The sequence below is a fragment of the Streptomyces sp. NPDC006393 genome (assembly GCF_040628575.1).
Taxonomy (GTDB): Bacteria; Actinomycetota; Actinomycetes; order Streptomycetales; family Streptomycetaceae; genus Streptomyces.
In genome coordinates this window covers 1-18,077 of record NZ_JBEXZD010000068.1, presented here as the reverse complement: position 1 = coordinate 18,077, position 18,077 = coordinate 1, and the positions used below count along the sequence as shown (strand labels likewise).

Genomic DNA, 18,077 nt, shown 5'->3' with positions numbered 1-18,077 from the left:
CCGCGCCGCCCCCGCCCAGCCGCGCGGCACGTCCGCATCGACCACGGCAGGCACAACCCAGGCAGGACACCCGTGACGGGAAGGACAAGCGAGATGGACAAGCGCGGACTCGGCGGAATGGACCGCAGAAGGCTGCTCCTCAGCGGCGCGATGCTCGGCGGCGGAGCCCTGGTCGCCGGCTGCACCAGCAACAAGAGCGACGCCTCGACCGACGACGTCAAGGGCGCGAGCAAGGCCGGCACCGACAACGACAAGCCGGGCAAGCAGGTGACGATCGGGTTCTCGGCCCCGGCCGCCGACCACGGCTGGATGGCGGCCATCACCAAGAACGCCATGGCGCAGGCCAAGCAGTACTCCGATGTGCACTTCGAGGCCGTCGAGGGCACCAACGACGTCAACGCGCAGATCAGCCAGGTCCAGACGCTGATCGGCAAGAAGGTCGACGTCCTGGTCATCCTGCCGTTCGACGGCAAGGCGCTGACCTCCGTCGCCCAGCAGGCGATGGACGCCGGCATCCCCGTCATCAACGTCGACCGCGTCTTCGACACACCCCTCGCGTACCGGACGTGGATCGGCGGCGACAACTTCGGCATGGGCCTCAACGCCGGCCTCTACATCGGCAGGACCCTCAAGGACAAGGGCGTCTCCTCGCCCATGATCGGCGAGATCGCCGGAATCGACAATCTCGAACTCACCAAGCAGCGCAGCGCCGGGTTCAAGAAGGGCCTGGCCAAGTACGGCTACCGCGTGGGGATCCGGCAGGCCGCCGAATTCACCGCGGACTCCGGGCAGCAGGTGATGAGCAACGTACTGCAGGCACGCTCGCACCTCGACGCGGTGTGGAACCACGACGACGACCAGGGACTCGGCGTCGAGGCGGCCATCAAGCAGGCGGGCCGCAGCGAGTTCTTCATGGTCGGCGGCGCCGGCTCCAAGCACGCCATGCAGGAGATCAAGTCGGACGACTCCGTGCTCAAGGCCACGGTCGTCTACCCGTCGAACATGTCCGCCTCCGCGATCAAGCTGGCCCGGCTCGTCGCCCAGCGCAAGGGCATGAACGACCTCGTCGGGCAGGACCTGCCGTCCTCGGTGACCCTGTTCTCCGCCACCGTGACCAAGGAGAACGTCGACCAGTACCTGCCCGGCGCCTTCAGCTGACCCAGCGCCTCCCGTCCCCGCACAACAGGTCCCGAAAGGTTGATGATGTCCCGCAGAGGTATCGTCGCGCTGTTGTCCGCGGCCGCTGTGGCCCTGCCGCTGGCGGCCGCCGGCGCCACCACCGCACACGCGGCGGAACCGGCGTTCAGAGTACTGGTGTTCTCGAAGACGACCGGCTACCGGCACGACTCCATCCCCGACGGCGTCGCCGCGATCCAGAAGCTCGGCCAGGAGCACGGCTTCGCGGTCGACACCACCGAGGACGCCACCCGGTTCAACGACGACGACCTGGCGAAGTACCAGACGGTCGTCTTCGTCTCCACCACGGGCGACCCGCTGGACCAGCAGTCCGAGAAGGACGCCTTCCAGCGCTACATCGAGCACGGCGGCGGTTACGTCGGCATCCACGCCGCCGCCGACTCCGGCTACAGCTGGGCCTGGTACGGCGGCCTGGTCGGCGCGTACTTCTGGGACCACCCGTCCATCCAGCAGGCGACCGTGAACGTCGTGGGCCAGGGCACCGCCGCCACCAAGGGCCTGCCCAACCGCTGGACCCGCACCGACGAGTGGTACAACTACCGCTCCGACCCCCGCGCCGACGTGCGTGTCCTGGCGACGCTGGACGAGCGGACGTACAACCCGGTCGGCTACTCCGGCGGGTCGATGGGCGAGGACCACCCCATCGCGTGGTGCCACCCGTACGACGGGGGGCGGTCCTTCTACACCGGCATGGGCCACACCAAGGAGAGCTACGCCGATCCGCTGTTCCTGTCGCACATCCTCGGCGGCATCCGTATGACGGCCGGCGCGGCGAAGTTCAACTGCGATCCGGACAGCACCGACTGACCGGCACGGCCACCGGCGGGTGACCGGGGACAGCGACATCGACAGCGAGCAACGAGGGCGCCGGGCGCGGTCGCGCCCGGGCCGACGGAGGTGACGAGATGCCAGATCAGCGTAGTCGCACGGGTGTCTGGTTGGCGGGGGCGCGCGGATCGGTGGCCACCACGGTCGTCGCCGGGACGGCCGCGCTCCGGGCGGGGCTGACCGGGCCGACCGGATGCGTCACCGAGCAGCCGGGATTCCCCGACGCCGGCCTGCCCGCCGTGTCCGACCTGGTCTTCGGGGGCCACGACACCGCCTGTACACCCCTGCCCAAACGGGCCGAGCAGCTGGTCGAGGCCGGGGTGCTGCCCCACGGGCTGCCCACGGCCGTGCACGACGACCTGGCCGCGGCCGACGCCGAGATACGCCCGGCCCCCCTCCCGGGCCCGGCCATGAGCCAGTCGGACGCCGCCCGGGCGATCCGCGCCGACATCACCGCCTTCCGCGAGCGGCACGGCCTCGCACGCGTGGTCGTCGTCAACGTCTCCTCGACCGAGCCGGTCCTGACGGCGCACCCGGCACACGGCTCGGCACGGGCCCTGCGCGCCGCGCTCGACGCCGGTGAGGACGTGCTGCCGGCCAGCTCCCTGTACGCCCTGGCCGCGATCACCGCCGGGTGCCCGCACGTCGACTTCACGCCGTCCGCCGGCATGCGGATCCCGGCGCTGCGGGAGATGGCCGAGCAGGCCGGCCTGCCGTACGCCGGGAACGACGGCAAGACGGGGGAGACCCTGCTCAAGGCGACCCTCGGGCCGATGTTCGCCGCCCGCGGCCTGCGGGTACGGGCCTGGTCCGGCACCAACCTGCTCGGCGGCGGCGACGGCGAGACCCTCGCCGACCCGGCCGCGATGGCCAGCAAGACCGCCTCCAAGCAGCGGGTGCTCACCGAGACACTGGGACACCCCGTCGAGGGCGAGGTCCACATCGACTACGTGCCCTCCCTCGGCGACTGGAAGACCGCCTGGGACCACGTGACCTTCGAGGGGTTCCTCGGGGTACGGATGAACCTCCAGTTCACCTGGGCCGGTTGCGACTCGGCACTGGCCGCGCCCCTGGTGCTCGACCTCGCCCGGCTGACGGCCCGCGCCCATGAGCGGGGCATCTCCGGCCCCCTCGGCGAACTGGCCTTCTTCTTCAAGGACCCTGTTTTCGAGGACTCCGCTGGAAGCGGTGACCACGGTGTGATGAGCCAGTACGAGACGCTGCGGGCCTTCGCCGCCCGGCTCGGGGCCGGGCAGTGACCCGCCCGCCCACGCTCCGGCCCGACCCGGTCCCCGCCCGGAGGGGAGCCGGGGACACGGGGTCGGGCGTCGACCGGACCGGGGGTCGGCACCCCGGACGCACAGACACCGGGCCCGCAGGATCCGTTGAACCCGCCGGATCTGCCGGGGCCTCCGGGTCTGCTGCCGGGTCTGCGGAGGCCAATGGGTCTACCGGGGCTGCCAGGCCCGCCGGGCCTGCCGAGGCCGTTGGTTCTAGCGGGGCTGCCAGGCCCGCCGGGTCTACCGGGGCCTCCGGGTCTGCCGGGGCCGCCAGGTCCGCCGGATCTGGGTCCACAGGGGCCGGGCCCATTGGGTCCGCCGGGTCCGCCAGTCCGGCAGGGTCCGCCGGATCTGCTGGTCCCGCTAGGTCCGTTGAGTCTGCCGGGTCCGGCAGTCCCGCCGGTCCCGCTGGGTCCGCCGGATCTGCCGGTCCCGCTAGGTCCGTTGGGTCCGTTGGATCTGCCGGTCCCGCTGGGTCCGTTGGGTCTGGCGGATCTGCCGGTCCCGCTAGGTCCGTTGGGTCCGCTGGATCTGCCGGGTCAGCCAGTCCCGCCGGTCCCGCTGGGTCCACCGGACCTGCCGGGCCCACTGGGTCCGCCGGGTCTGCCGGAGCCTCCGGGTCCGCCGGCCCCGCCAGTCCCGCCGGTCCCGCTGGGTCCGCCGGATCTGCCGGTCACGCTGGGTCCGTCGGGGCTGCCGGGTCCGGTCCTGCCGGGGCGCCGTCGCCGCGGCCGCGCCTGCGGGACCTGGCCGAACTGGTGCGCGCGCCGGCCGCGCTCACCGTGCCGGGGGACGTCCTGGCGGGAGCTGCCGCCGCCGGCCGCCGCCCCGACCTGTCCACGGCCGTTCTGGCCGCCTCCTCGGTCTGCCTGTACTGGGCCGGGATGGCGCTCAACGACTGGGCGGACCGCGACCTGGACGCGGTCGAACGCCCCGAGCGGCCGATCCCCTCCGGCCGCGTGGCCGCACCCGTCGCCCTGGGCACCGCCGTGGCCCTCACCGCGGCCTCCCTCGGCCTGGCCACCGCCGCCGACGGCCGACGCGCGCTCGGCGTCGCCGTGCCCCTCGCGGCGACCGTCTGGGCGTACGACCTGTGGGCCAAGCCCCGCCCGGTGGGCCCCGCGGTGATGGCCGCCGCCCGTGGGCTCGACGTCCTGCTCGGCGCCCGCGCGGGCCGGACGCGGTCCGCCCTCCCGGCGGCAGCGACCGTCGCCGGGCACACCCTCGCCGTCACCGCGCTCAGCCGCGCCGAGGTCACCGGCGCGCAGCCGTGGCTGCCCCGGACGACACTCGCCGCCACCACAGCCGTCGCGGCGGCGACGGCGTTCGGCGCCGGCCCCGGCCGCCGCCAGGGCACGGGCCGCCGGCACCGAATGGGCGTCGTCGGCGGCCTTCTCGCGTACGGCGCCACGGCCGGCCGCGCCCAGGCACAGGCCGTCGCCGACCCCTCGCCCGGCACGGTCCGTACGGCCGTGGGCGCGGGAATCCTCGGCCTGATCCCGCTCCAGGCCGCGCTCACCGCGGGCGCGGGCGCCCTTCGCTCCGCCCTTCCGCTCGCGGCGGCCTTCCCGCTGGCCCGAGCCCTGTCCAGGCGGGTGTCCCCGACATGACCGCACCACACGACCGCGCCACCACGACCGCGGAGCCCGCCACGACCGCCGAGCCCGTCACGGCCGCCGAGCCCGTCACGGCCGCCGAGCCCGTCACGACCACGGAGCCCGTCACGACCGCACAGCCCGTCACGACCGCACAGTCCGTCGCGTCCACCGAGCGCGTCACATCCGCCGAGCCCGCCCTGCGCTACGGGTTCGGCACCAACGGTTTCTCCAACCACCGGCTCAGCGACGCGCTCACCGTCATCGCCGACCTCGGCTACGACGGCGTGGCGCTCACCCTCGACCACCACCACCTCGACCCCTTCGCACCCGGCCTCGCCGCGCGGACCGCGGCCCTCGCCCGGCAGCTGGACCGTCTCGGGCTCACCGTCGTGATCGAGACCGGGGCCCGCTACCTGCTCGACCCCTGGCGCAAGCACGAGCCCACCCTGCTGGCGACCGAAGGACGGGAACGCAGGGTGGACTTCCTGCGCCGGGCGGTGGCCGTCGGCGCCGACCTCGGCGCGCAGGCCGTCTCCTTCTGGGCGGGCGTCAGACCCGCCCGGCTCGACGCGCGCACGGCCTGGGACCGGCTGGTCGCCGGATGCGCGGACGTCGTCGAGGCAGCGGAGAAGGCGGGCGTCCCGCTGGGCTTCGAACCCGAACCGGGGATGCTCGTGGAGAGCATCGACGAGTACACCAGGCTGGCCTCCGCACTCGGCGACCCGGCGCCGTTCGGCCTGACCCTCGACATCGGCCACTGCCGCTGCCTGGAGCCGTACCCGGTGCCCGAGTGCGTGCGCCGGGCAGGCGACCGGCTGGTGAACGTGCAGATCGACGACATGCGCCGGGGCACCCACGAGCACCTGGAGTTCGGCAGCGGTGAGATCGACTTCCCGCCCGTGCTCAGTGCCCTCGACGAGGTCGGCTACCGAGGGCTGGTCGCCGTGGAACTTCCCCGGCACAGCCACGACGCCCCGGGCGTGGCCCGCCGCTCCCTGGACTTCCTGCGCTCGTGCGACCCCGCGATCCGTCGCGCGGTCCGTCGTGAGGAGGAGATGGCATGACCCCCGATCACCTCAGAGCCGCACTGACCGAACGGATGACCGAGCAAGGCGCGAAGTGGCTCGCCGGCGCGTGCGCCTCGGTCACCACCGACCCCGGAGTCGTCCGCGGTCTGTTCCCGCTGGCCGGACGCCGGTGCGGACGCGGCCCGCTGGACCCCGCCGACCCGCACGGCTGGACGGTGGACGACGCGGCCCGCTCCCTGTTGCTCGCCGCCCTGCCCCTGACCGGCGCCCCGCTGCTGGAGGAGATCGGCGAGCTCTACCGCACCGGTGACGCGGCCGAACGGCGCGCCGTGCTGCGCGCCCTGCCCCTGCTGCCCGTCGGCGACGGCGGTCTGCCGCTCGTGCGCGACGCCCTGCGCACCAACGACACCCGGCTGGTCGCGGCGGCCCTCGGCGACTACGCGACCGACCACCTGGACGCGGAGACCTACCGCCAGGGCGTGCTCAAGTGCGTCTTCACCGGCATCCCGCTGGCCGCGCTGCCGGGCCTGCCCGGCCGGGCGGACGCGGAGATGGCCCGCATGATGGCCGCGTTCGCCCACGAGCGCAGGGCCGCGGGACGCACCGTGCCCGACGACATCGCACCGGTCCTCGCGCTCTTCCCGGACGTGACCGTGCCCGGCCCCCGGGACCTCCAGGACGTCTCCACGGCGACCACCGCGACCACCGCGACCTCCTCGATCACCGCGACCTCCTCGACCACCGACCGCCCCAGCCCCCGGGAGGCGTGATGCGCATCTTCGACCCGCACATCCACATGACCTCGCGCACCACCGACGACTACGAGGCGATGCACGCGGCCGGCGTACGCGCCCTGGTGGAGCCCGCGTTCTGGCTCGGCCAGCCGCGCACCTCCGTGGGCAGCTTCCTGGACTACTTCGACTCCCTCATCGGCTGGGAGCCCTTCCGCGCCGCCCAGTTCGGCATCCGCCACCACTGCACCATCGCCCTCAACCCCAAGGAGGCCAACGACCCGCGCTGCGCGGAGGTGCTCCAGCACCTGCCGCGCTACCTGGCCAAGGACGGCGTGGTCGCCGTCGGCGAGATCGGCTACGACTCGATGACGCCCGAGGAGGACGAGGCGTTCGCCGCGCAGCTGCAACTCGCCGTCACCCACGACCTGCCGGCGCTGGTCCACACCCCGCACCGAGACAAGGCGGCGGGCGTGGAACGCACCCTGGCCGTGGTGAAGGAGTCGGGAATCGCCCCCGAGCACGTCGTCGTCGACCACCTCAACGAGGTGACGGTACGGCAGGTCGCCGGCTCCGGCTGCTGGATGGGGTTCTCCATCTACCCCGACACCAAGATGGACGAGCGCCGCATGGTCGCCGTGCTGCGCGAGTTCGGCACCGAGCGGATCCTCGTCAACTCGGCCGCGGACTGGGGCCGGAGCGACCCGCTGAAGACCCGGAGGACCGCGGACGCCATGCTCGCCGCCGGCTTCACCGCCGACGACGTGGACACCGTCCTGTGGCGCAACCCCGTCGCGTTCTACGGCCAGAGCGGCAAGCTGGAGCTGGAGGACTCGGACGCGCCCGGCGCCGACGCCACCTACGAGGGCAACTCCGTGCAGCGCGGCGTCCGGGCGGAGGTGTAGCGGTGCGTCTGCTCCACCCCGACGGCACGGTGGTCCACCTCGCGTACTGCACCAACGTCCACCCCGCCGAGGACCTCGACGGGGTGCTGGCCCAACTGGCCCGGCACGCCGAGCCGGTGCGCGAGCGGCTGGGCGCACCCGTCCTCGGCCTGGGCCTGTGGCTGGCCCGCGACGCCGCGGCGGCCCTCGCCGCGGACGACGCGGCGGTCGGCGGGCTCCGCCGGGAGCTGACCGCCCGCGGCCTGGAGGTCGTCACCCTCAACGGCTTCCCCTACCGCGGCTTCCACGACCCCGTCGTCAAGCACGCCGTCTACCGGCCGGACTGGACCGAGCCCGACCGGCTGCACTACACCCTCGACCTCGCCCGCGTGCTCGCGGCCCTGCTTCCCGAGGACGCCGCGCACGGCAGCGTCTCCACCGTGCCCCTGGGCTGGCGGACCCCGTGGACGGCCGGCCAGGCCGACGAGGCCGCCCGCACACTCGACACACTGGCCGACGGCCTCGCCGACCTCGCCGCCGACACCGGCCGGACGATCAGGGTCGGCCTGGAACCCGAGCCGGGCTGCGTCGTCGAGACCACCGCCGAGGCCGCCCGGCACCTCGCCCGAGTGGACACCGACCGCATCGGCGTCTGCCTGGACGCCTGCCATCTGGCGGTCGGCTTCGAGGAGCCGGCCGCCGCACTCGCCCGCCTGGAGGAGGCCGGACTGAACGTGGTCAAGACCCAGGCGTCCTGCGCCCTCCAGGCCGCCGACCCGTCCGATCCGGCGACACGGGAGGCACTGGCCCGGTTCGCCGAGCCCCGTTTCCTGCACCAGGTCCGGGAGCGAGGCAACCCGCCCCGGGCCGTGGACGACCTGGACGACGCCCTCGCCGGCGGCCTGCCCGGCCGCGACCCGTGGCGCGTCCACTTCCACGTGCCGCTGCACGCCGACCCGGAGCCGCCGCTGACCACCACCCGCCCCGAACTGGAGGCGACCCTCGCCGCCCTGCTCGGCGGGGACACCGCCCGCACCGCACACGTGGAGGCCGAGACCTACACCTGGGGAGTGCTCCCCGAGGCCGACCGGCCGCAGGGTCCCGACGCCCTCGCCGACGGCATCGCGGCCGAACTCGCCTTCACCCGCGACCACCTGATGTCTCTCGGCCTGAAGGAGGTCGCCCCGTGAGCCCCACCCCCCTCCTCGTCCTGGACGTCGTCGGCCTCACCCCCCGCCTGCTCGCCCACATGCCCAGGCTGCGCGCCCTGGGCGAGGCGGGCTTCACCTCACGCCTCGACACCGCCTTCCCCGCCGTCACCTGCACCGTGCAGTCCACCCTGCTCACCGGGCAGCCCGCCACCGGCCACGGCATCGTCGGCAACGGCTGGTACTTCCGCGAACTCGGCGAGGTGCTCCTGTGGCGGCAGCACAACGCCCTCGTCGGCGGGGAGAAGCTGTGGGAGGCGGCGCGGCGCGCCCACCCCGGCTACCGTGTGGCCAACGTCTGCTGGTGGTACGCCATGGGCGCCGACGTCGACCTCACCGTCACCCCACGGCCGATCTACTACTCCGACGGCCGCAAGGAACCCGACTGCTACACCTACCCGCCGCAGCTGCACGACGAACTCACCGCGAAACTCGGCACGTTCCCGCTGTTCACCTACTGGGGGCCGACCGCCTCCCTCACCTCCTCCCGGTGGATCGCCGACGCCGCCCGGCACATCCTCACCACCCAGGCCCCCGACCTCACCCTCGTCTACGTCCCCCACCTCGACTACGACCTCCAGCGCTACGGACCCGACGACCCCCGCGCCGCCGCAGCGGCGGCCGACGTCGACCGCGTCCTCGCCCCGCTGCTCGACGCCGCCGCCGCACGCTCGGTCACCGTCGTCGCCCTGTCCGAGTACGGCATCACCAACGTCTCCCGGGCGGTGGACGTCAACCGCGTCCTGCGCCGGGCCGGGCTGCTGCACGTCCACACCCAGGACGGCATGGAGTACCTCGACCCGTGGACATCGGCCGCCTTCGCCGTCGCCGACCACCAGGTCGCCCACGTATACGTCGCCGACCCGGCCGACACCGAACGCGTCCGCGAACTGCTGGCCGGCACCGACGGCGTGGCCGAGGTGCTCACCGAGGCCGGCAAGAAGGCGTACGGCATCGACCACCCGCGCGCCGGCGACCTCGTCGCCGTCGCCGAGCCGGACTCCTGGTTCACCTACTACTACTGGCTCGACGACGACCGCGCCCCGGACTTCGCCCGCCTGGTCGAGATCCACCGCAAACCGGGCTACGACCCGGCCGAGCTGTTCATGGACCCCAAGGACCCCACGGTCAAACTGCGCGCCGCCGCGGCCCTCGCCCGCAAGAAGCTCGGCATGCGCTACCGCATGAGCGTCGTCCCCCTCGACCCGTCCCCGGTGCGCGGCAGCCACGGCCGCCTGCCCGACCACCCCGACGACGGCCCCGTACTGCTGTGCTCCCGGCCCGACGAGGCACGCGACCACTACGACGCCACCGAGGTGAAGGACCTGCTGCTGCGCCTGGCGGACCTGGCGAACTGAGACCGGGTGACGAACTGAACCAGCGGCCGACGCGGCCGAACTGACGAACCACCGGAGGAACCGAGATGCCACGCCCGATCACCCTGTTCACCGGCCAGTGGGCCGACATGCCGTTCGAGGAGGTCTGCCGGCTGGCGGCGAAGTGGGGCTACGACGGGTTGGAGATCGCCTGCTGGGGCGACCACTTCGAGGTCGACAAGGCCCTGGCCGACGACGACTACATCCCGCGCCGCCGCGCTCTGCTGGAGAAGTACAACCTGCGGTGCTGGACGCTCTCCTGCCATCTGACGGGCCAGGCGGTCTGCGACCACCCCATCGACGAGCGCCACAAGGGCATCCTCCCCGCCCGCATCTGGGGCGACGGTGAACCGGAGGGCGTCCGGCAGCGCGCCGCCCAGGAGATCAAGGACACCGCGCGCGCCGCCGCGGCCTTCGGGGTGGAAACGGTGGTCGGCTTCACGGGTTCCTCGATCTGGCACACGGTGGCGATGTTCCCGCCCGTGCCGCCGGAGATGATCGAGCGCGGCTACGCGGACTTCGCCGAGCGGTGGAACCCCATCCTCGACGTCTTCGACGAGGTCGGCGTGCGCTTCGCCCACGAGGTCCACCCTTCCGAGATCGCCTACGACTACTGGTCGACGGTGCGCACCCTGGAGGCGATCGGCCACCGGGAGGCGTTCGGGCTCAACTTCGACCCGTCCCACTTCGTCTGGCAGGACCTGGACCCGGTCGGTTTCCTGTGGGACTTCAAGGACCGCATCTACCACGTGGACTGCAAGGAGTCGGTCAAGCGGTTCAACGGGCGCAACGGCCGCCTCGGCTCCCACCTGCCGTGGGGCGACCCGCGCCGCGGCTGGGACTTCGTCTCCACCGGCCACGGGGACGTCCCCTGGGAGGCGTGCTTCCGGATGCTCAACTCGATCGGCTACGACGGCCCGATCTCGGTGGAGTGGGAGGACGCGGGCATGGACCGCCTGGTCGGCGCCCCGGACGCCCTGAAGTTCATCCGAGGGCTGGTGGCCATCGAGCCGTCGGACCGGTCCTTCGACTCGGCGTTCTCCTCCGGGGACTGACGGGGAAGGACCGGCCGATGCGTCCGGCCGCTCGAGGGACGTCGGCTCGCCACGAGGGGGCGGCCGACGGTGGCCGGTGAGGGGAGGGACCCCCGCACTCGCGGGGGTCCCTGCCGGGCATCGTCAGGGGCCGCGCCGGTCCCGGTGGCGGCGCGCGTTCTCAGGACACCGTGGTGGCGTAGGAACGCAGCAGATCGAAGTTCTGGGCGTACGCGTCGTGCGGCGCCGCGCCCTCCAGCCGCAGCAGCGCCTCGTCGTTGTCCCGGAGCGAGGACTCGTCGAGGTTGTGGGACCCGGTGAAGGTCCACTTCGTGTCGGGGTGACCGGCGTAGTTGCCCTCGACCAGGAAGTACTTCGAGTGGACCAGATAGCCGTCGCTCGTATTGAGCTGCTTCAGGGAGATGTTGGCGTGGCCCTTGAGCTTGGTCTCGTCGTTGCTGTTGGCGTATACGATCTGGATCGAGCAGCCCTGGCCCGCCAGCGAGACGAGGGCGTCGGCCACCGCGTCGCGGTGCAGGGCGAAGGCGGCGACCCGGACGATGGTCCTGTGCGTGGACGTGCCCACGGTGGTGTTGCCCGTGCAGGAGACGTTGTCGAGGATGTCGACGACGACGTCTCCGGTCTTCTGCGGGAAGAAGTAGTACTTCTCGGTCCCGACCTTGGCGGTGGTGTAGTAGTCGTCGGTGCGCCTCTCCGCGGCGAGGTCGTTGAAGTAGTCGACGTAGGCCGTGTACAGGTCGGTGTTCCCGACGACGGTGTACGCGTTGTTCCAGTACTTCGAGACGTTCACGGCGGTCTGGTTGGCGGAGGCCTGGATGACCACGTCCTCGGCCACCCCCGCGTCGCCGATGCGGGAGAAGGTGAAGAACTTGTTGTGGTTGATCGGGTTGGTGCCGCCCGTCGCGATGCAGGCCCCGGCGGACCCGCACACGTGAACCCACGACGCGGCGGAGACGTCGGTGCCCAGTTCCGCCTTCAGGCTCTGGACGGCGGCGGAGTCGCTGTAGGTGTGGTCCAGCACCACCCGGATGTTCACCCCCCGCTGATGGGCCCGGATCAGGGCGTCCGCGTAGCCCTGGTCCGTGAGCGCGTACAGGGAGGCTCTGATAAGCCGCCCGGTCTGCGTGTTGTCGATCGCCCCGATGATGTGGTCCTTGACCGCGTTCTGCTCCGCTGCGGTGCCCTTGGGGTCGTTGAACACGGCTCCCGTCGTGATGGGCGCGTCCGCCGCCGACGAGACCCCCGAGTCCGGCAGGACGAGGGATGCGGCCAACAGGGCGGTGACGAGCAGGCGCTTGCGCACGTGGGGACTCCTGGAGATCGTTCGGGATGAGAGCAACCGATGAGACCACATGGCGTGTTGCTTTGGCCATGGGGTGCCGAGCGGCGTGGAGGGGGTGTCCGAGGTGGGCATCACGGGGGCCTGACGAGGAGCGCTGCGTGCCTGGTTGTCAGTGGCCGCCGGTACGTTCGGCGCCGTGAACGCAGAGCGACACCGAAGTGATCCGGTAAGGCAGTTCGAGGGCGAGTTCGAGACACACCTCACGCTCGCACCGCAGGTCGGCCAGGACAGCGATGAGCCGATCCGCGACTGGGCGGAGCGCCACGGCCTGAAGTACACGCGGATCGTGCTGGACCGGGGACGGACACCGGACCAGCCGATGCTCACCCGCCGGGGCGAGGGAACCCTGAGCGAGCAGGTGGCGGCCGCCCACCAGTGGACGGAACGACTGCGCGGGGACGGATTCCACGTCACACGCGTGAAGATCGAGGCGGCGCCGTGGGCCACCGGTGTCCCGCGGACCGACGCCGAGGCGGCGGCTCTCCCCGGGGACCGCTACTTCGAGCACCACGTGAAGCTGCTCCTGCCGGGAGAGCGTCAGGTCGCCGCCGTACGCGCGCTGGCCGTGCCGCACACCGCCCACGTCTCCAAAAACGCCCGGCGGACGTCGGCCGACGGCACGCACGAGCGCTTCGTCACCCAGCGCTGCCGGGGCGTCGGCCGCCCCGAGGCGCGCCGCCGCCTCGACGCACTGCTCCGCGCCCTGGCGGAGGCCGCCTGCACGGTGGCCGAGGTGGAGGAGGAGTTCGTCGTCCACGACGACAACCCGGCGGTGGACGCCGGCTGGATCGCGGACGACGGCGAGGCCGCACCGAGGGCGGCATGACGCCCCCGGACCGCCCCCGGCCACCGGCTCAGGCCGACGGGCGGCCACCGGCACAGGGCGACCTGCGGGCGGGGGCTTCGGTCGACCGGCAGTCACCGGCTCCGGCCGACCGGCAGTCACCGGCACGGGGCGACCTGCGGGCGGGGGCTTCGGTCGACCGTCGGGTGGCGGATTCGCTCGACTATCGGGTGGCGGATTCGGACGACCGTCGGGTGGGGGCTTACGTCGACCCGCGGGCGGCGGCTCTTTCCGACCGCGGTGCGGCGGCCCGGCGCGCGGCCCTCGACCATGTCCTGGCCCTGATCGCGTGCGCCCCCTGGAGCGAGAGCCTCGTGCTGCGCGGAAGCATGGTCGTGCCGGCGTGGGTGGGGAGCGCGGCGCGTGAACCGGCCGACCTGGACTGGATCGCGCCCCGGAACGCCGTCGGGGTCGATCCGCTGGACCCTTGCCCGTACGTCGACCGCCTGGCGACGGTGCAGCAGTGGCCCGAGGCGGCCGACGGCGCGGCACGGTACGAGATCTGGACGTACGAGGAGTTCGACACCGGCGGGCAGCGGCCCCGGCTCCCGCCGGAAGGACTGCGCTGGCTGCATGAGGACGAGGTCGTGGACAGCGGCCCGCCCTACGGGGACCTGCTCGACCGAGTGGCCCGGTGGCCCGATGCCGCTCCCGGCGTACTCCTCGACGCGAACGACGCACGCGTGGACGGCACGTGGACGTACGCGGAGTACGACACCCCGGGCGTCCGGCTGGTCATCCCCTGGAGCGCGGAGGGACTGTCACCGGGTGAGGTCCGACTGGACTTCGCCCGCGACGAGCGGCTTCCCGAACCACCGGTGTGGACCCTGGTCCCGCGAGGCGACGGCGGCCCACTCACGGCGGTGCGGACGGCGAGCCGGGAGCTGTCCCTGGCCTGGAAGCTGCTGTGGCTGCACACCGACAGCCGGGACGGCGGCCGGGCCCGGGGCAAGGACCTGTACGACGCGGTGGTCCTCGCCGAGGCGGAGGGGGCGAGGCTCACGCGCCGCCTGCTGCGGTCGGTCTTCGGCCGCGGGACCGGCCCTGTGGCGGACGGCCCTGTGGCGGACGGCCCCTTGTCGCCGGCCGCCGTGTCGGGGTGGGACGTGGACTGGGCCGGCTTCCGGGCCGACCACCCCTGGGTGCCGGGAACGGCACAGGACTGGCTGCGCCGACTCGTCCGGGCCCTCGACTCCGTGATCCGCACAGGGGCCGCGGTCGAGCGGTAACTCGCTTTCTCCGCAGGGCAATCACTTGGGAGGATCGTGGTCGGGCAGGGCCGCGAGCTGGAACGCCGTAGGCCGCACACGGCGATCCCGGGAGGGGCGCCCGGGGGAGAGGCGGGTACGGGGTGTCCGGTTCCTGGGAGGGCTTCGGCCGGCGGAGCGACACGGTGCCCCGGGCGCCACTGGACGACGAGGCACGTTCCCGCCTGGACCTGCCGTCGACGCTGCGCCCGATCCCGGACGAGGGCGTGGTGCAGCGTCCGGTCTTCGACCCGGCGCTCAAGCAGTACTCCAACGCCTACCGCGCCGCCGACCCGTACTTCACGGACGATGACGCCGAACGCGCCTGGCGTGCGGCCCGCCGGACCGCGATCGGCCTCGTCCTGTCCGCGATCTCGGACTCGCCGTGGGCGGACTCGCTCGTGCTGCGCGGCAGTGTCCTGCTGCGGGCCTGGTTCGGGGACGCCGCACGGGAGCCGGGGGACCTGGACTTCGTGGTGGTCCCGCAGTCCTGGCGGATCGACGAGAGCCGGACGCAGGCCATGTTCTCCGGCCTGGCCCGGGCGGCCGAGGCGGCCGCGGTGCGAGGCGCCGGTGGCGACCGCCTCGACCCCGAAGGCGGCGCTGTCGGCCCCGAAGGCGGCGCCGTCCGCATCATCGCGGCGGACGCGGCGAGCGACGACATCTGGACGTACGACCGGGTCCCCGGCCGGCGCATGATCCTGCCCTGGACATGCGACGGCCTGCCCGGGGGAGTGGTCCAGATGGACTTCGTCTTCAACGAGCACCTGGCCGTCGCCCCCGAACCGACCCTTCTCCCCTGGGCCTCCGGCGGCCGGGACATCATCCTGAACACGGCCACGCCCGAACTGTCACTGGCCTGGAAACTCATGTGGCTGCTGACCGACGCGCATCCGCAGGGCAAGGACCTCTACGACGCCGTCCTGCTCGCCGAGCACACGCCGCTGCGCTTCGATCTGCTGCGGGAGGTACTCCTCGACGCGGAACCGTCCGAGGGCTGCCGCCCGGTGGGACCCGGTGAGATCTCGGCCCTCGCACAGAGCGTGGAATGGAACCACTTCATCGTCGAGTACCCCGACATCCCCGGCACCGCGGCCGACCGCGTCGACCGCCTGGTCACGGCCCTCGCACCGACCTTCGCGGGCGTCGAACCCGCCGGCGAGGCGGACGGTGAGAAGGCGGGCGGCGAGTACGCACGGCACGCACGGTGGCTGGAGCCCCGGATCCGGGATCACCGGCAGCTGCTCCACCGCACGAGCATGCGCACCGTGCAGAAGAGGATGAGCGCGGCGGGCATCCCGGTGATCGCCGCCATCGTCATCACCCGAGAGCTCCTGGGACCGGACCGCCACAGCCTGGAGGATGCCCGCGCAGTGGTCTTCGCCGACCCGGCCTGGGCACGACTGGCCGACGTGTACGGGCACCGCAGCGGGTGGCTCGACCGGGAACTGGAGCGGCTGCACGGAGCGGGCTGAGGCGCCGAACTCCTGAGCCCGGCGGGCGAAGTCGCCGCGCCTTCTCGCGATGGCGCCGCACCGTCTCGCGCAGGCGCCGCTCTTCCTCGCGAGGACCCCGCTCCTCCGGGCGGTGTTGCCGCTTCGGGACAGCGCCGTTGACGTGAACGAAGGGGCAACCGATATTTGTGCGACGTGTGTTGGTCGATCAGTTGGCCGGTTGTCGTCCCCAGGACAGTCATGGCTCCTTACAGGCGGTGCAGATGAAGAAGAGACTGTGCGGTGCGGCAGCGGTCCTGGGCGTCCTCGCCACGATGGGTGCCATGCCGGCGGCCCAGGCGGCCCCGGACGCACGGCAGGATGCACAGGCCGGGCGACACGCCCTGTCGCCGGCTGCGGCTGCCCTGCCGCTGGGCCCCTCGGACCTGCCCGAGACCCGCACCACGAGGACTCTTCAGCCCGGTGTCACCCTCACGCGCATCGTGCGCGGCGATGCCGACGCGGCACTGCACTGGACGGTCGAGATGTCCATTCCCGGCGGTGACAGCTCACCGGACCCCGACGCACCGCCGACCGCTCTCAAGGACAAGGCGAGCGCCGACGAACTGGCCGCCCACCTGAAGCAGGCGGGATTCACAGCCCGGGTCGAAGAGGTCACGACGCCGAAGGTGGCCGACTACGCCGGTGGCACGCTCGGGTGGCGGGTCCGGGTCGGAACGTTCGACTCGCAGTCCGCCGCGACGGCCGAACGCGCACGGCTGAAGACCGCCGGGTACACGGGATCCGCCGTCTACACCGGCTGGGACGGAAACGCCGAGGACCGGGGTCCCTGGCTCGTCGACGTACTCACCATCGACCCGCACCGGTTCCGCGGGGGCCTGGAGGCGTCGTACGGTCCCGATCTGGAGAACCGCGAGACGACGAGCCGACTGGCGGACACGGCCGGGGCGACCGCGGCGGTGAACGCCGGGTTCTTCGTCCTGGACCCCGCCGCGGGGGCGCCGGGAGACCCGGCCGGCGTCGGCGTGTACGACGGACGCCTGCTGAGCGAGCCGGTGAACGGGCGCCCCGGCCTGGTGATCCACGGCAACGGCAGGCAGACGGAGATAGCCCGCTTCACCTGGCGGGGACGGGTCGTGGGCCGGGACACCTCGCTGAGCCTGACCGGCATCAACCGCGTACCCGGACTGATCAGGAACTGCGGCGGTGAGCACGACATCCCGACCTCGCTGCCGCTGCACGACGTGACCTGCACCAACCCCGACGAACTCGTCTCCTTCACCCCCGACTTCGGCGACAGCACGCCGCAGGGCGAGGGCGTCGAAGCCGTGCTGGACGCCCACGGCCGGGTCGTCCAGCTGCGTTCACCGCGCGGCGGAGCGCTGCCGCCCGGCGGCAGCTCCGTACAGGCGACCGGACGCCGCGTCGCCGAGCTCAAGGGTCTCGCCCGGGTCGGCGACCGCCTGACCGTCAAGGCGTCGTTGCTGGACCAGCAGGGGCACCCGGTGAAGCCCTCACCCACGACCGACATCCTGAACGGCGGCCCCGAACTGGTCCACGACGGGCGGCTGCACATCACCCCGGCCACCGACGGCATGGTGCACCCGGGCGACCCGAGCTGGTACTACGGCTGGGTGCAGAAGCGCAACCCACGCACACTGGCGGGGGTGGACGCCGCCGGACGAACCGTGCTGATCACCGCCGACGGACGCAGCACCGGCGCACTCGGGCTCAGCATCACCGAGAGCGCCGAGGTCGCCAAGGCACTCGGTCTGCGCGACGCGATGAACCTCGACGGCGGCGGCTCGACCACCCTGGTCGCCGACCACACCGTCCTCAACCACCCGTCCGACGCCACCGGCGAACGCCCCGTCGGAGACGCGCTGCTGATCCTGCCCGCCGGGAACTGACCGTCCCGTCCTCGGCAACGTCTTCCTGCCGCCCGCCGCCTACGGCGGACAGCTCCAGTGGACCCGTGACCTCGTGCAGAGGGACGCCTCCGGCC

The 18,077-nt window shown here is 72.8% G+C and carries 15 protein-coding genes; 14 read left to right on the top strand and 1 reads right to left on the bottom strand.

The annotated features are described in order from the left end of the window. Positions 1 to 117: 117 nt before the first annotated feature. The 10 genes from ABZ484_RS25060 (at position 118) to ABZ484_RS25015 (ending at position 11,185) form a co-directional block, all read left to right on the top strand. Positions 118 to 1,158, top strand: coding sequence for a substrate-binding domain-containing protein (locus ABZ484_RS25060; RefSeq protein WP_358868179.1), 1,041 nt, complete (start codon positions 118 to 120; stop codon positions 1,156 to 1,158). Between the two features lie 72 nt (positions 1,159 to 1,230). Further along, positions 1,231 to 2,004 carry a ThuA domain-containing protein gene (locus ABZ484_RS25055; protein ID WP_358868165.1) on the top strand — a complete coding sequence of 258 codons (774 nt, stop codon included), beginning with the start codon at positions 1,231 to 1,233 and terminating at the stop codon, positions 2,002 to 2,004. Positions 2,005 to 2,102: 98 nt separating this feature from the next. Then, positions 2,103 to 3,284, top strand: a complete 1,182-nt coding sequence (locus tag ABZ484_RS25050; RefSeq protein WP_358868164.1) for an inositol-3-phosphate synthase — start codon at positions 2,103 to 2,105, stop codon at positions 3,282 to 3,284. A gap of 779 nt (positions 3,285 to 4,063) precedes the next feature. Continuing rightward, positions 4,064 to 4,915 carry an SCO3242 family prenyltransferase gene (locus ABZ484_RS25045; RefSeq protein WP_358868163.1) on the top strand — a complete coding sequence of 284 codons (852 nt, stop codon included), beginning with the start codon at positions 4,064 to 4,066 and terminating at the stop codon, positions 4,913 to 4,915. Then, complete coding sequence (locus ABZ484_RS25040) at positions 4,912 to 5,967, top strand: sugar phosphate isomerase/epimerase family protein (protein ID WP_358868162.1); 1,056 nt, start codon at positions 4,912 to 4,914, stop codon at positions 5,965 to 5,967. The genes ABZ484_RS25045 and ABZ484_RS25040 overlap by 4 nt, the downstream gene beginning before the upstream one ends. Continuing rightward, on the top strand, positions 5,964 to 6,701 hold the full coding sequence (locus ABZ484_RS25035; protein ID WP_358868161.1) for an EboA domain-containing protein: 738 nt from the start codon (positions 5,964 to 5,966) through the stop codon (positions 6,699 to 6,701). Before ABZ484_RS25040 ends, ABZ484_RS25035 begins: the two co-directional genes overlap by 4 nt. Continuing rightward, positions 6,701 to 7,567: a TatD family hydrolase gene (locus ABZ484_RS25030; protein WP_358868160.1), complete on the top strand. Its 867-nt coding sequence runs from the start codon at positions 6,701 to 6,703 to the stop codon at positions 7,565 to 7,567. The genes ABZ484_RS25035 and ABZ484_RS25030 overlap by 1 nt, the downstream gene beginning before the upstream one ends. A 2-nt stretch (positions 7,568 to 7,569) precedes the next feature. Then, a complete protein-coding gene (gene eboE, locus ABZ484_RS25025; protein ID WP_358868159.1) occupies positions 7,570 to 8,736 on the top strand; it encodes a metabolite traffic protein EboE in 1,167 nt (388 codons plus the stop codon). After that, the gene (locus ABZ484_RS25020; protein WP_189906809.1) at positions 8,733 to 10,112 is read left to right on the top strand and encodes a nucleotide pyrophosphatase/phosphodiesterase family protein; all 1,380 of its coding nucleotides are present in this window, start codon (positions 8,733 to 8,735) and stop codon (positions 10,110 to 10,112) included. Before eboE ends, ABZ484_RS25020 begins: the two co-directional genes overlap by 4 nt. A 65-nt stretch (positions 10,113 to 10,177) precedes the next feature. Beyond that, entirely contained in the window at positions 10,178 to 11,185 is a 1,008-nt protein-coding gene (locus ABZ484_RS25015; RefSeq protein ID WP_030174957.1) for a sugar phosphate isomerase/epimerase family protein, read from the top strand. A gap of 160 nt (positions 11,186 to 11,345) precedes the next feature. On the opposite strand, the gene ABZ484_RS25010 is transcribed toward ABZ484_RS25015, so the two are convergent. Further along, a complete protein-coding gene (locus ABZ484_RS25010) occupies positions 11,346 to 12,488 on the bottom strand; it encodes a phospholipase D-like domain-containing protein (RefSeq protein WP_358868158.1) in 1,143 nt (380 codons plus the stop codon). A gap of 175 nt (positions 12,489 to 12,663) precedes the next feature. On the opposite strand from ABZ484_RS25010, the gene ABZ484_RS25005 reads away from it, so the two are divergent. The 4 genes from ABZ484_RS25005 (at position 12,664) to ABZ484_RS24990 (ending at position 17,982) form a co-directional block, all read left to right on the top strand. Next, the gene (locus ABZ484_RS25005) at positions 12,664 to 13,353 is read left to right on the top strand and encodes a hypothetical protein (RefSeq protein ID WP_358868157.1); all 690 of its coding nucleotides are present in this window, start codon (positions 12,664 to 12,666) and stop codon (positions 13,351 to 13,353) included. Positions 13,354 to 13,565: 212 nt separating this feature from the next. Further along, entirely contained in the window at positions 13,566 to 14,600 is a 1,035-nt protein-coding gene (locus ABZ484_RS25000) for a nucleotidyl transferase AbiEii/AbiGii toxin family protein (protein WP_358868156.1), read from the top strand. Between the two features lie 122 nt (positions 14,601 to 14,722). Next, complete coding sequence (locus ABZ484_RS24995; protein ID WP_358868155.1) at positions 14,723 to 16,093, top strand: nucleotidyl transferase AbiEii/AbiGii toxin family protein; 1,371 nt, start codon at positions 14,723 to 14,725, stop codon at positions 16,091 to 16,093. 242 nt (positions 16,094 to 16,335) lie between these two features. Continuing rightward, a complete protein-coding gene (locus ABZ484_RS24990) occupies positions 16,336 to 17,982 on the top strand; it encodes a phosphodiester glycosidase family protein (RefSeq protein ID WP_358868154.1) in 1,647 nt (548 codons plus the stop codon). Positions 17,983 to 18,077 lie beyond the last annotated feature (95 nt).